General features: G+C 70.3%; 14 protein-coding genes and 1 pseudogene. 8 read left to right on the top strand and 7 right to left on the bottom strand.

What is annotated here, in order from left to right; translation table 11 throughout:
- Positions 1-17: 17 nt before the first annotated feature.
- Entirely contained in the window at positions 18-1,268 is a 1,251-nt protein-coding gene (locus tag KOI47_RS13280) for an HNH endonuclease signature motif containing protein (protein WP_216216273.1), read from the bottom strand.
- A 242-nt stretch (positions 1,269-1,510) separates the two neighbouring features.
- Here KOI47_RS13280 and KOI47_RS13275 point away from each other — a divergent pair, with 242 nt between their 5' ends.
- Entirely contained in the window at positions 1,511-2,146 is a 636-nt protein-coding gene (locus tag KOI47_RS13275) for a hypothetical protein (protein ID WP_216216272.1), read from the top strand.
- Here the strand turns inward: KOI47_RS13275 and KOI47_RS13270 are convergent.
- The 4 genes from KOI47_RS13270 to KOI47_RS13255 form a co-directional block, all read right to left on the bottom strand.
- Positions 2,131-2,556: an FHA domain-containing protein gene (locus KOI47_RS13270; RefSeq protein WP_408629934.1), complete on the bottom strand. Its 426-nt coding sequence runs from the start codon at positions 2,554-2,556 to the stop codon at positions 2,131-2,133. The genes KOI47_RS13275 and KOI47_RS13270 overlap by 16 nt on opposite strands.
- Before the next feature lie 105 nt (positions 2,557-2,661).
- Positions 2,662-3,810 carry a serine hydrolase domain-containing protein gene (locus tag KOI47_RS13265; RefSeq protein WP_232376714.1) on the bottom strand — a complete coding sequence of 383 codons (1,149 nt, stop codon included), beginning with the start codon at positions 3,808-3,810 and terminating at the stop codon, positions 2,662-2,664.
- A 12-nt stretch (positions 3,811-3,822) separates the two neighbouring features.
- Positions 3,823-5,007: an MAB_1171c family putative transporter gene (locus KOI47_RS13260; protein ID WP_216216270.1), complete on the bottom strand. Its 1,185-nt coding sequence runs from the start codon at positions 5,005-5,007 to the stop codon at positions 3,823-3,825.
- A 12-nt stretch (positions 5,008-5,019) separates the two neighbouring features.
- Positions 5,020-5,526, bottom strand: coding sequence for a hypothetical protein (locus KOI47_RS13255; RefSeq protein ID WP_216216269.1), 507 nt, complete (start codon positions 5,524-5,526; stop codon positions 5,020-5,022).
- A gap of 234 nt (positions 5,527-5,760) precedes the next feature.
- Here KOI47_RS13255 and KOI47_RS13250 point away from each other — a divergent pair, with 234 nt between their 5' ends.
- The 7 genes and pseudogenes from KOI47_RS13250 to KOI47_RS13225 all read left to right on the top strand — a co-directional run bounded on the left by KOI47_RS13250 (position 5,761) and on the right by KOI47_RS13225 (position 12,280).
- Positions 5,761-6,303 carry a TetR/AcrR family transcriptional regulator gene (locus KOI47_RS13250; RefSeq protein ID WP_216216268.1) on the top strand — a complete coding sequence of 181 codons (543 nt, stop codon included), beginning with the start codon at positions 5,761-5,763 and terminating at the stop codon, positions 6,301-6,303.
- Positions 6,304-6,335: 32 nt separating this feature from the next.
- Entirely contained in the window at positions 6,336-7,943 is a 1,608-nt protein-coding gene (locus KOI47_RS13245) for an FAD-dependent monooxygenase (RefSeq protein ID WP_216216267.1), read from the top strand.
- Positions 7,944-7,966: 23 nt separating this feature from the next.
- Positions 7,967-8,446, top strand: a pseudogene (argS, locus tag KOI47_RS35535) (arginine--tRNA ligase domain-containing protein); the annotation flags it as partial.
- A gap of 14 nt (positions 8,447-8,460) precedes the next feature.
- Entirely contained in the window at positions 8,461-9,585 is a 1,125-nt protein-coding gene (gene argS / locus KOI47_RS13240) for an arginine--tRNA ligase (protein ID WP_232376854.1), read from the top strand.
- Between the two features lie 63 nt (positions 9,586-9,648).
- Complete coding sequence (locus KOI47_RS13235) at positions 9,649-10,011, top strand: lipopolysaccharide assembly protein LapA domain-containing protein (RefSeq protein ID WP_216216266.1); 363 nt, start codon at positions 9,649-9,651, stop codon at positions 10,009-10,011.
- 41 nt (positions 10,012-10,052) lie between these two features.
- Positions 10,053-10,640 (top strand): TetR/AcrR family transcriptional regulator, encoded by a 588-nt coding sequence (locus tag KOI47_RS13230; RefSeq protein ID WP_216216265.1) that lies wholly within the window; start codon positions 10,053-10,055, stop codon positions 10,638-10,640.
- Between the two features lie 41 nt (positions 10,641-10,681).
- Entirely contained in the window at positions 10,682-12,280 is a 1,599-nt protein-coding gene (locus KOI47_RS13225; protein ID WP_216216264.1) for an alpha/beta hydrolase, read from the top strand.
- Here KOI47_RS13225 and KOI47_RS13220 read toward each other — a convergent pair.
- A complete protein-coding gene (locus tag KOI47_RS13220) occupies positions 12,258-12,431 on the bottom strand; it encodes a DUF397 domain-containing protein (protein WP_216216263.1) in 174 nt (57 codons plus the stop codon). The genes KOI47_RS13225 and KOI47_RS13220 overlap by 23 nt on opposite strands.
- On the bottom strand, positions 12,428-13,285 hold the full coding sequence (locus tag KOI47_RS13215; RefSeq protein WP_216216262.1) for a helix-turn-helix domain-containing protein: 858 nt from the start codon (positions 13,283-13,285) through the stop codon (positions 12,428-12,430). The genes KOI47_RS13220 and KOI47_RS13215 overlap by 4 nt, the downstream gene beginning before the upstream one ends.
- Positions 13,286-13,338: the final 53 nt, after the last annotated feature.

Here is a 13,338-nt window from a genome sequence, read left to right as displayed (position 1 = left end):
CGAACAGGCGATTACCATCATTCGGCCTCCTTCCCTTGCCGGTGCAGGAGGTTGCGTCTGGGTCTTCGCTCCGGGTCCACAAAGGCCGGTGGGATGAACTCGGGCAACCCGTTGCGCATCCTTACTTGCCAGTCGGTGTGGTGGATGAGGTTGTGGTGGTACCAGCACAGCAGGGTGAGGTTGTGCAGGGCGGTGGGTCCCCCGTTAGCCCAGAACACCACATGATGCGCGTCACATTGCTTGGGTTTTTTCCGGCATCCGGGGAAGGTGCACCCGCGGTCCCGCAGGATCAGGGCTCTGCGGATGGCCAGGGGTACGGTGCGGGTGCGTTGTCCGATGTCGAGGATCTCGCCCTTGCCGCCCAGCACCGCGGGCACGAGGTACGCGTCACAAGCCATCCGCCGGATCTGGGCGGCCGAGTAGGACTCCTGCCCGTGCAGGAGCCCGTATCCGGTGCCGTGCTTCAAATCCTCCAGGGTGATGGTCACCATCACGGTGAAGGGTTCCCCGGCCTCGGTCGGCCCCTCCTCCGGACACCCCGCTGCCACGCGCAGCACGTCGGCGAACGCGTCCCCTTGCCGCTGGAACTTACTCCGGCGATCCGGCTCCTCTTTCGTGCCGGAGGGTTTCGCCCTCGGTTCGATCAGCCCGGTCAACACCGCGGCGGTCTCCGCATCCAGGTCGAAGGTGCCCCGCAATCGCCCGCCGCGGGTTTCGCGCCAGTCCAGGGACCGTTCCGGCCGGGCCAGTTCCTCCTCCGTGGGTGGGGTGCCGTCCTGGTCCAGCCGGGCCAGGATCTCCCGGCCCAGGGTGGTGACGGTGTGGGGTTCGTACTCCCGCGCCGCCTTGGTCAGCAGCGCTTCGGCATGTTCCCGGTCCGGGAGGCTGATCGGCTGGGGGAAGCGGGTGATGGTGGCGCGGATGGTCTCGATGTGTTCCGGCCCGATCGCGCCTTCGGCCGCGGCGGCGCCGACCTCGGGCAGGTCGGGTTCCAGGGGGATGCCACCCGGGCCGTAGCGCCGCACCACCGCCCGCGCGTGGGCCACGCGCTGGCGCGCGTCGTAGGCGTTGACCCGCAGGATCTCCCGGGTCAACGTCGGCAGATCCCGGTAGCCCTTCTGGCTGGCGGTGCCGCGGCCGTCGAGTTCGGCCAGGACCGCCAGCTCCCGGGCATAGTCGACTCGCCGCTGCTGTTCGAGCTCGCCCAGCGCGGTCAGGAGTTCCTCCTCGCTCATGGGGGAGGTGTCGATGCCGAAGGTCCTGGTCACAACCCCAGACTACCGCCGTATCGACCACATGTTCGATACACGATCGAGTGAAGCGGCGGGGCGAATATTCGACTGCGGAAGTGGGCGGCACCGAACAGAATGGCGCGTGTCATTCCCCTACCAAGCCACCGAGCTGTACGCCGCGGTCCGCGATGCGGACGACAACTGCCGGACGGACGCCGAGCGCATCCTCGACGCACTGGCCGACTTCGACGGACCCCGCCGAAGCGGCGGTGGATGCCGTGCGCACGGGCGCCCCGGGAATCCCCGCCATCGCGCTGGTGAGCCTGCACCCGAGCGGGATCGTGCGGGAGAAGGCGGTGTCCTGGATAGCGGCCACGCCGGTGCCCGAGCTGATGCCGTTCCTCGTGCTGCGCACCACCGACTGGGCCCGGCAGGTCAGCGACCCGGCGCGGGCGGCGTTCGCCCTGCTGCTGCACGCGAACCCCACCTCACTACTGCCCGCATCCGTCGGCATGGCATTGCGCCTTGAGGACAGGTCGCGCAGCTCGTTCGCGCGCAGCCAACTCCGGGTCGCGCTGTCCGAAGCTCCGGTCCGGCTCGGCGCGCACCTGCTCAACTCGCCCGATCGGCCCGGCCGGCTGGTGCCACTGCTGCGGGACGAGTCGGCCACGGTGATCAGGGAGGCAACGGGCGTGCTGCTGCCTGCCGCCCGGTCGCTACCGCTGGACCTGCCGTGCGGCCTGCTGATCGAGGGTGACAGGCCGGTCGTGCGGGCCGCGGGCTACCGCCTGCTGCGCAGGCACGACCGCACGGTGTGGTTGCGGGCCGCCGAGATCCTCGCGCGGGACGACCCATGGCCGAAGCTGGCCGCCCGCGGTGCCGCCGACCTGAGGTCGGCCTACCGGCCTCGGTAGCGCAGGTGGAACTTGCCGATCCAGATCTCGTCGCCATCGGTGAGTTCGGCCTCGGCCAGCGGCCGACGGTTGACGTAGGTGCCGTTCAGCGAGCCCGCGTCGCGCAGCAGGACCCGGTCGGCGGTGCGACGGAACTCCACATGCCGCCGGGACACCGTGGTGTCGTCGAGCTGGATGTCGGAGTCGGGACCCCGGCCGATCACGGTGACTCCCGGCGGCAGGGAGAACCTGGCACCGGTGCGCGGCCCACGCACCACCTCGAGCAAGGGCAGGCCGATCGCGTCCGGGCCCGCCGGGAAATAGTCGTCCGCGGCGGGCGATCCCTGGGCGAACGGAACGAACTCAGCACTGGTCGGCTGGAACTCCGGCCGGGGTTCCGGTACCGGCAACTTGTACTTGCCGTCGACAATCACGTGGGCCTCCCCGCACGATTGGTGCTCCGCGGCTGAAAGAACTACTTCGACAACGTCGCGCCGGGGCGCGTGGTTCCCCGGCAACCCGGGCGGGAGACCGGATCAGTCCCGTCCCAATGCCCGGTACGCCGCGGTGAGCACACTGGTACCGCGGCTGTCTCCGATGATGTACTCACGAGCGCGCATCTGGTTCATGACATAAGCCACAGTCATGCGCGCGTCCAGGTCGGCGACGACCAGCGACCCGCCCCAGCCGTCCCACCAGCAGGTGTCCGGATTGGGCAGGATCGAGATCTCCGCCGAGTTCAGCCCGTACCCCGTGCCGAGACGCAGCGGGGCGCCGAGCACCAGGTCCGTGCCCTCCGCCTGCACGGTCAGCGCCGCCCGCGCCCCGGCCTCGGACAGCAGCCGCCTGCCCGCGGCCGCGCCACCACCGGCCAGCACCGCCTGGACCGCCGCCGTGGACCGGGCGTTGCCGTAACCGGCCACGGCCGGGATCTCGGCCCGCCGCCAGCGGGTGGTCCAGCTGTCCTCGGGGGTGATCATGGTTCGGGGCGGCACGGCGGCCGCGCCGCGGCCGGTGGCCCGCCGGGGCTGGTTGTGCGGGATGATCGGCGCGACCCGGTGGTCCTGCTCCGGAGTGAGTGAGAGCCGGAAGTCCGCGCCGAGCGGACCCGCGACCTCCTCGGCGAAGAAGGTTCCCGGTGAGCGGCCGCATACCCGCCGGATCACCTCGCCGACCAGGTATCCGTGGGTGAGCGCGTGGTAGCCGGACACGGTGCCGGGCTCCCACCGGGGCGCCTGCCGGGCGAGCAGCGAGGTCGCCTTGTCCCAGTCGCACAGGTCGGCGACGCCGAGCGGTTCGTCCCAGTCGGGCAGTCCCGCGGTGTGCCCGAGCAGATGCTGCACCTCGATCCGTTCCTTGCCCGCCGCGGCGAACTCCGGCCAGTACCTGGCGACGGGTGCGTCCAGCCGGAGTTCCCCGCGGTCCGCGAGGATCAGCGTGCACAGGGCGGTCATCGTCTTCGTCACCGACCAGACGGTGGTGATGGTGTCGCGCTGCCATGGCCGGGTCCGCTCCGGATCGGTGTGGCCTCCCCACAGGTCCACCACCGGCTCGCCGTCCAGGAACACCGCGACCGAGGCGCCGACGTCCAGCCCTTCCGCCAGGGTCGAGGACAGCGCCTCGCGCACCTCGGCGAACTGGTCGGCGCATGTTCCGTGGATGGTCGGCACCACGACTCCCGTCACCTCGGTGTCCGTCTACGGTCCGTCTACTGCTTGCGGTTGTTCCTGCCGGTCGGCGGTCCACGGAGTCAGGGTGTTCTCCCTGGCGAAGGCCTTCACGACCGGGGACTTCCGCGCCTTGATCACCTGGCGCAGGAAGTCGATCTCGCCGGAGAGGTCCTCGCCGCCCATCGTCGCTGCCTGGAGATCGGTCTGCCTCGGGAATTCCCCCTGCCCGCTGGCCTGGGTAGCGACCGAGATCAGGCAGGCGGTGACCGTCGCGTTCGCCTCCGCGGGCGGCAGCTGGTGCGCGCGGACATGCGCGCGGGCGCGGTCGATCAGGGCAGGGGTGATGTACTCGCTGAGGATCAGGATGGCGTCCCGGATCTCGATCACGGCCCGGTACAGGTGCAGGTCCACCAGGTGGGTCCGGAGCAGCACGTTGACCAGCCGGAACCGGGGGATGACGAGCGCCACCTGCGGGTTCCAGCTGGTGACGTGCCGCCACAGCGGCCACAGCGTCCAGAGATTCCGGCGGCTGGTGAACGCGCGCCGGATGCCCGGCACCGCGGGCAGTGCCACACCCGCCGCCTGGAGTATCTCCTCGATTCCGGTGACCAGCGAGGCCGCGGGCAGCAGCGCCGGGATCCGGGTCCACAGGTAGGCCGGGAACAGCAGCCACAGCACGCAGGCGAACAGCGTGCCGATGCCGAAGGTGAGCAGCCCCCAGCGCATCGGCCAGCGGTCGGCCTGCCGCCAGTAACGCAGGCACACCGCCACCACGCAGGAGTTGGAGACGAAATGGAAGCCGAAGAAGATGACCCAGTAGGACGCGGGCAGGTCGAGTTCCGGGGTGGCGGCGTACCCCGGTGGCGCGTGCGCGAGGTTGATCCAGGACAGCGCCGTCCCGGCCGTGATCGCGGCCGCCAGCAGGAACGGGAGATGCCGGCGCCAGCCCATCGCGGTCAGGATGAAGTGCAGCATCGCCGAGGAGGCGATCACGTCGCAGGTGTGCTTGATGACGACGACCAGCGTCGGGTCACCGATGAGGCCGCCGAGGCCGGCGACCACTGGCGGCTGGTGCAGTGTGGTGGTGAAGGCGATCAGGGTGACCGCCAGCCACAGGGCGCGCTGCTGCGGATGGCGGATCGCCTGCGGCGCGCGGAGTACGGCGACCAGCCACAGGCAGGTGAATCCGGCGATCTCGACCCAGGCGAACATCCGAGGCGGCGCTCACCTGCTCCGGTAGAAGCCGAGCCCGGTCTCCAGCCCGCCGAGGGTGTCCCCGGACGGCGGAGTCCCGGCGTTCCCGCCGGTGGATCGGATGACGCTGGCGATCATCTCGGCTTCGCGCTCCTGCCGGTCGGTGTAGCTCGTCCGCGCCAGCACCCTGTGCACCCGTTCGGGATCGAGATCGCGCAGCAGCACGGAGAATCCGCCCTGGTCGACCGGGGTGGTGACGTTGTGGTCGAACAGCATATGGCCGATCTCGTGCAGGGTGATGTGCTCCTGGTGCAGCCGGGTGGTCTGCGGTTCGACGAAGATGTAGTCGGCCTTCCTGGTCGCCACCCAGGCGCCGCAGACCCCGGCCGGGGTGCCGTGCGGGGGAAGGGGGCGCAGGTGCAGCGGCCGCCCGCGCTGCTGCGAAAGGTGCGAGCACAACTCCTCGACGGAGACGAACTCGGGCAGCTTCAGTTGCTCGATGACGGACTCACAACGCTTGCGTAGCCGTCCATACATCACGTGATGTCCGTCCTCCCTCGCACGCTCGCAAGGAGCCGCAGCCGCCCACAGCATATCGCCGACCTGCCGGAACCGGCAGGTGTGTCCGTGCCACCACCGATTTCTATCAACTGATTGACAGCCTCTCGGAGCCCCGCTAGCTTTCTATCAGTTGATAGAAAGAAGGGTGGCGAGGTGGCGGCGAAGCGAGCGAGGCCGGGCCCGCGGTCGGCGGAACGTAGGGACAGGCTGGTGCAGTCCGGGTTCCGGGCCATCGTCCGTTCCGGACTTGCGGAGGTGCGCACCCGCGATGTCGCCGCCGAGGCGGGCATCACGGTCGCCACCCTGCACTACTACTTCCCCACCAAGGACGACCTCGTGCGGGCCGTCCTCGAGCACACCATCCAGGACCGGCTGCTGGCGCCGTTGGAGCTGGAGCACGACTGGGTCGACGGCATGGCCGCGCTACGCACCATGCTGACCGGCCTTGCCAGGCAGGCGGAGACCGATCCGGGGCAGTTCCGGCTGCTCATCGACATGAACTGGGCCGCACGCGAGGACCCGGCGCTGCACACCATGCTGGTCGAGTGGCATGGGGGCTGGCACCAGGCCATCATCGGCTGGCTGCGGTCCGGCCGGGGGGACGGCCGCGTGCGCGGCGATCTCGACCTGACGGCGACGGCGACGATGATCGTCTACCTGGTGCTCGGCATGGTGCTGCGTCCTCCCATGCCCGCCGAGGTCGACACCCACCTGGTCGACGCGCTCGACCGGCTGCTGGCACCCCCACCGTGACCACCGAACAAGGGACTTCGGAGGACAACTACATGCCCGAAGCACGAACGCAGGTACTGATCGTCGGCGGAAGCCTGGTCGGCCTTTCCACCGCCCTGTTCCTGCGCAGGCACGGCGTCGACCTGATCCTGGCCGAGCGCCACCACGACACCTCCATCCATCCCCGCACCCCCGGCTACAACGGCCGCACGATGGAACTGTTCCGCGCGGCCGGCGTCGAGCAGGACGTGCGCGCGGCCGGGCCGTGGCGGCTGGACGGTTCGGGCCTGCTCTGGGCGGAGAGCCTGACCAGCCCCAACCACCACTGGCTCAACCCGCCCAACGCAGGGCATGCTCAGGACGATCTCGCCGGGGTCAGCCCCTGCGCGGAGGCGGTCCTTTCCCAGGACGTGCTGGAACCGGTGCTGCGTAAGCACGCCGAAGGACTCGGCGCCGACCTGCGGTTCGGCACCGAACTCGAGTCGTTCACCACCGGGGCGGAGGGGGTGGCGGCCGTGCTGACCGACCGCGCCACCGGCAGGCGTTCCACGGTGCACGCGGAGTACCTGGTCGCCGCCGACGGGGCGAACAGCCCGATCCGGGACCGGCTGGGTATCGGCAGGGACGGGGTGGGCGTACTGGAGGACGTGGCGGGCATCATGGTCCGCGCCGATCTCGGCGACGCACTGCGGGACAAGAGCTTCGTGATCTGCCAGGTGAACAATCCCGGGTTTGCCGGGATGGTCCGGGTGGTGGGCGACAAGCTGGCGCTGCATGTCACCTACCGCCCCGATCTCGGCGAGTCGGCCGCGGACTTCACCCCGCGACGCTGCGTGGAGCTGGCCAGGGCCGCCGCGGGCATCCCGGACCTCGTGGTCGAGCCGCTGGAGGTGTCGCCCTGGCAGACCACCGCCGCGGTGGCCGACCGGTTCGCCGCCGGCCGGGTGTTCCTGGCCGGGGACGCGGCCCACGTCATGCCGCCGTCCGGGGCCTACGGCGCCAACACCGGTATCCAGGACGCCGCGAACCTGGCCTGGAAACTCGCCTACGTCCTGCACGGCTGGGCCGGCCCTGCCCTGCTGGACGGCTACGAGACCGAGCGCCGCCCGGTCGCCGAGCTGACCGTGAACCAGGCGCTGGTCACCGGGAAGGAGTGGTTCGGCGTGCAGCTGCCGGCCGGGCTCGACGAGGTGGAGCTCATTGACACGACGAGCCTGCAGTTCGGCTACTGCTACCCACCGATGACCGCGCCCGTTGCGGATCCGCGCAACCCATCGGGCCGGCCCGGCACCCGCGCACCGCACTTGTGGCTGCGCAGGAACGGCGAACAAGTGTCCACAGTAGACCTCTGGGCGGAAGGGCTGGTACTGCTGGCCGGACCCGGCGGCGCGGCCTGGATGGAGGCCGCCGGGACGCTGGCCGACCGCGACCGGCTGCCGCTGTCGGCGTACCGGGTGCTCAGCGGTGGAGAGCCCCGCGGCGAGCACGTACTGGCGGACATCGACGGGCGGTGGGCGAGCTCGTTCGGGGTGGGCGAGGCCGGCGCGGTCCTGATCCGGCCGGACGGGTTCATCGCCTGGCGGGAACCGCGCGATCCCGGCCCGCACGCCGCGACCGCGCTGGCGGACGCGCTGCGCCAGACGCTCGGCACGGCTGGTTGAATCCCTCCGACAAAGGAGGATCCGTGCCCGACCATCAGGTACCGCCACTGCTGGACGTGATCACGGACGCCGTATCGGCTGCGATCGGCCGCGCGCGTCCGGACCTGGCGGAAGCGGACCCCGTGGTGCGTCGATCCGGCCACGCCGACTTCCAGTCCAACGCGGCGCTGGCGCTGGCCAAGCGCGCCGGGAGCACACCGGCGACCCTGGCCGCCGAGTTCCTGTCCGCCCTCGGCGAGGGGCCGGTCGGCTCAGCCGAGCCGTCCGGACCGGGTTTCCTCAACATCACCGTTTCCGGCCGGGCCGTGTGGCAGCAGGTGTCCGCACGCCTTGCCGACCCGCGCCTGGGTATCGGTGCCCCGGAGCGAGGCAGGCGAACCGTGATCGACTACTCGGCGCCCAACATCGCCAAGGAGATGCACGTCGGGCACCTGCGCACCACGATCATCGGGGACAGCCTCGCCCGCCTGCTCGGCTTCCTCGGTGCGGAGGTGATCCGGCAGAACCATCTCGGGGACTGGGGAACCCAGTTCGGGATGCTCATCCAGTACCTGACCGAGCATCCCGAGGTCACCTGGCGCCACGACGAGGTACCCAGCGGGAGGAGATCGTCGCCGAGTCGGAGCGGGCCTTCCGCGATGTCTACGACCGGCTGGGCGTCCTGCTCACCCCGGCGGACTCGGTCGGCGAGTCGTTCTACAAGCCGGAACTCGCCGGCACCGTCGCCGAGCTCGCCGCGGCCGGGATCGCCGTGGACAGCGACGGCGCGCTGGTCGTCTTCTCCGAGGAGGTCACCGGACCGGAGGGCAAGCCGGTTCCGCTCATGGTGCGCAAGCGCGACGGCGGCTACGGCTACGACACCACCGACCTGGCCACGATCCGCTATCGCATCCGCGAGCTCGGGGCCGACCGCCTGCTCTACGTCACCGACTCCCGCCAGGCGCTGCACTTCCAGCTGATCTTCGAAGCCGCCCGGCGCGCGGGCTGGCTGACCGCCGGGACCGAGGCCACCCATGTCGCCTACGGCACCGTTCTCGGCCCGGACGGCCGCCCGTTCAAGACCCGCGCGGGCGGAACCGTCCGGCTGACGGACCTGCTGGACGACGCGGTCGCCGCCGCCCGCGTAGTCGTCGCGGAGAAGAATCCCGGCCTCGACCCGGCCGAACTGGACCGGATCGCCGAGCAGGCCGGGATCGGGGCGGTCAAGTACGCGGACCTGTCCACCTCGCGGCTGAAGGACTACGCCTTCGAGGTGGACCGCATGGTGTCGCTGACCGGCAACACCGCCGTCTACCTGCAGTACGCCCATGCGCGGATCCGGTCCATCCTGCGCAACGAGGGTGACCCGGAGCTGACCGTCGATCCCGAGGTCCCGCTCGAGCCTGCCGAGCGTGCGCTCGCGCTGGAACTCGACGCCTACGCCGGCACCCTCCGCGAGGTGGCAACCGGGCTGGAACCACACCGGCTGTGCGGATACCTCTACGAGCTGGCCCGCGACTTCACGGCGTTCTACGAAACCTGCCACGTCCGCAGGGCGGAGGCACCCGTCCGCGGCAACCGCCTCGCCCTGTGCGGACTGACGGCACGCACCCTCGGGCACGGGCTCGGGCTGCTCGGCATCGCCGCGCCGGAACGGATGTAGCCACCTCACCCTGACGTGCGAACTCATCCGGCGAGATCGGCGTCGCCGCGCGATGATGGCGACATGAACAGCTCGGCTGGAGCGAACGAAGACGCGCGGCGGGGTGGCGGGACCGGAACGGACGGGGGTGCCGAACCGGGGCCGGGCGCGCCGGCCGGGCACTCGGCCGTGTCGGACCGCACCCGGATCAGTGCCGCCTGGGTCACCGCCATCGTCGGGGCCCTGGTGCTGATCCTGCTGCTGATCTTCATCCTGCAGAACCAGGACGGCGTGACCGTGACCTTCCTCGGCCTGTCCGGTTCGCTGCCGCTGGGGGTCGCGCTGCTGCTGGCCGCCGTGGCGGGCGCGCTGCTGGTGGCACTGCTCGGCGCCGCCCGCATCCTGCAGCTACGACGCCGGTTCCGCCGCGCGGGCCGCCAGGACTGACCTGGTAGCACACTGTACTAGTACGATGTACTATCGTCGCCGTGGGAACGGGTGACAAGCGGTCGGACATCGTGGCGGCCGCCGTGCGGATAGCGTCGGAGTCCGGGATCGACGCGGTTACGGTGCGCGCGGTAGCCGCCCGTGCTGGATGCGGGCTCGGCACGCTCCGGCACTACTTTCCGGCTCAGCATGAGCTGATCGACGCGATCCTGCCGGAGCTGCTCGACCAGGAACTGCACGACGACGGCCTCACCGACACCGGCCGTCCGCGTACCGACCGGCTCGCCACGCTCATGACGCAGTTCCTGCCTCCGGACGATGACCAGGAAGGCGAGCGGATGCTGTCGGCCTGGTTCGAGATGTCCGCCTCCGCGCTTTCCGTGGACGCGACACCCGGGGCGACCCGGACGCTGGCCGCACTGGCGGCCAGGGCGCATCAACGAGTCCGCCAGTGGCTGCGGGAACTTGCTCCCGAGCGGGCGGACGACGCGGAGTGGCTGGAGGACACCGCCGATGGCCTGATCAGCCTGTGCAGCGGCTTGTGCCTCGAAGCCCTGACCCCGGGTTCCCCGGTCACACTCCGGCGGGCGCGGCACCTCCTGGAGCGCGCGGCCACCCGCGCCTTCTGATCCTCCCTGAACGGCTTTCGACACATCGAGGACGTGAACTCATGATCTTCCAACGCGGGCGCCGCCGCCTGAAACAGGCCGCGCTGGTGTTCGTTCCCCTGTTGCTGACCGGTGCCACGCCGGCGGTGGGTGGTGCGGCCGGTCCCTCTCATCAGCCCGACCTGCGGTGGCGGCAGTGCGCGGACAACGCCGCGTTGCGGTGCGCGACGCTGAGCGTTCCGCTGGATCACACCGATCCCGGCGGCGAGCGGATCGACCTCGCGCTGGTGAAGGCACCCGCGGCCGAACCGGAACGGAAACTGGGTTCGCTGGTGCTGAACCGGGGTGGCCCGGGGTTCTCCAGCACCGAGTACCTGCGGCTGGTCAAGGCTGGGCAGCTCGCCTCTCCCGTGGACCAGCGGGTGTGGGACCGCTACGACGTGATCGGGCTCGACCAGCGTGGGGTCGGCCAGGCGCGGCCCGCCGTGACCTGCTTCTCCTCGCCAGAAGAGCGGGAGGAGTTCAACGCCGGTGTTCCCGCGTTCCCGGCAACCATCTGGCAGGCGTGGTCCCGGGCGGCCAAGGACGCCGAGTTCGCCGCGCGCTGCCGCAGGCACACCGGAGCACTGCTCGATCACCTGTCCACGGCGACCGTCGCCAGGGACCTGGACCTGGTGCGCCAGGCGCTGGGCGAGCGGCGACTGAACTTTCTCGGCCAGTCCTATGGCGTGCACCTGGGGCTGGCCTACGCGAACCTGTTCCCGCGGCGGGTGGGCTCGCTCATGCTGGACAGTGTGCTGAACCCGGCGCGGTCCCTGGACGGTCCATCCGGGACGGTTCCGTCCGAACGCACCGGATCGGATGTCGCGACCAGCGCCACGCTGGACGAGTTCCTGCGACTGTGCGCCGAAGGCGACTCCTGCTCCTTCGCCGAACACGGTCCACGCCGCGCCTTCGACGAGCTGATGGCGCGGCTCGAAGCCGAACCGCTCCGGCTCCGCGCCCGGGATGGCACGAACGTCACGCTCACCTACCCGAAGCTCGTCGCGTTCGCCGGTGGTGTGCTGTACCAACCGGTGGCATGGGACCTGCTGGCCAACATGCTCGATTTGACCTACCGGGTCCAGCACGAGCCCACCGAGTCGGCGGTCGCCGACCTCGCGGAACTGGTGCGGATCATCGACGAGAACGGGCTTGATGCCGCCTACTCCGGCATCAAGGGTGCCTACTCCGCCTTCACCTGTAATGACGTGGACCTGCCACGGCACCCGATGGCCTGGTGGGCGGCGGCGCAGCGAAGGGAACCGGTTGCCGGGCATTTCGCGGCTCTCCGTGCCTACACGACGAGCACCTGCGCGGCCTGGCAGGCGCGGCCACGCGAGCGCTACACCGGCCCATGGTCGGTGCGCACGGACCAGCCGGTGCTGATCCTCACCAGCCGCTTCGACCCGTCGACCCCGGCGGCCAACGCTGTTCGGCTGCACGAACTGCTGCCGAACAGCCGACTGCTCGTGAACGAGGGCTGGGGCCACGTCACCACCCAGCAGTCGACCTGCATGACCCGCGCGGCCTCCGCCTATCTCGTGGCGGGCGCGCTCCCCGGGCCGGACGAGTCCTGCCGACCCGACCGCATCCCGTTCAGCGGCGAAGGTGCGCGGTGAAGGCCCGCCAGGCGGTCCGGCTGTAGGACTGCGCCCCCGCCGCACGATCCTTGCTGTCCCGCACCCGCACCGGAACCACATTCAACGCAACCTCGACACAGTTCCCGTTCTCACCGCTGTGCCGGGAAGTGCGCCAGTCCGGCGTGCTCATGTCGAACGCTCCTTCGTGATCCGTGCGAGGAAGGCCAGGGAGTCTTCCTGGCTCATCGCCTTGCTCCCCATCGTATCGAGGGCGGCGCGGTATGTCTGCACGTCGTAGACATCGGGCACGAAGGCCCCCGAACTGTAGTGCTCGAAGTGCAACACCGGGCTCGATTCGGCGAAGTCGTACAGCACGAACGGCCCATGCAGGCCGGGATGCCAGCCACAGCTCAGCGGAATGATCTGGATCGTCACGTTCGATCGGCTGGCCAGTTCGAGAAGGAAGTCGAACTGGTCGGTCATCACCGCCTCATCTCCGATCACGTCGCGGATGGCGTACTCACCGATCAGGGCGTGGAACCCGACCGGGTCCCGCCGCCTGGTGATGATCTCCCGCCTGCCCACCCGGACCATCACCCGCTGGTCGATCTCCTGCTGGGAGCGGTCCCCCGCGCTCATCACGGCCCGCACGTAGTCCGGGGTCTGTAGCAATCCGGGGACGTACATCGGGGCCCACTCGGTGATCTTGCGGGCGGTGCGCTCGCATTCCATGACGCCGGTCAGCTGCTGCGGGATGCCGGGCATCCCGGCGGTCAGCCAGTTCGGGTCGGCGGCGTTGCGGGCCAGATCGAGCAGCAGGCGCCGCCGCTCCCCCGTCACGCCCAGCACGCCGAGCACGGACGCCACGTCCTCCGGCGTGGGAACGCGATGCCCGGTCTCCCAGTGAGATATCGTGCCGTGCGAGACGCCGAGCCGCTGGCTCAGCTCCCGCCCGCTCAGCCCGGCCTCCTCGCGCAGCTCGCGGATGGCCGCGGCGAGCGCACGGGCTCGCGGGGTGTTGGGATCGATCGTCCGCTTCGACATGGTGCGCCATTCAACTGCGCCACGACCCCTTTGTCACCACTCGATCAGGGGCT

It is taken from the genome of Amycolatopsis aidingensis (assembly GCF_018885265.1).
In the GTDB taxonomy this organism is placed as follows: domain Bacteria; phylum Actinomycetota; class Actinomycetes; order Mycobacteriales; family Pseudonocardiaceae; genus Amycolatopsis; species Amycolatopsis aidingensis.
The sequence above is the reverse complement of the archived record's forward strand: the minus strand, read 5'-3'. Positions and strand labels throughout refer to the sequence as shown.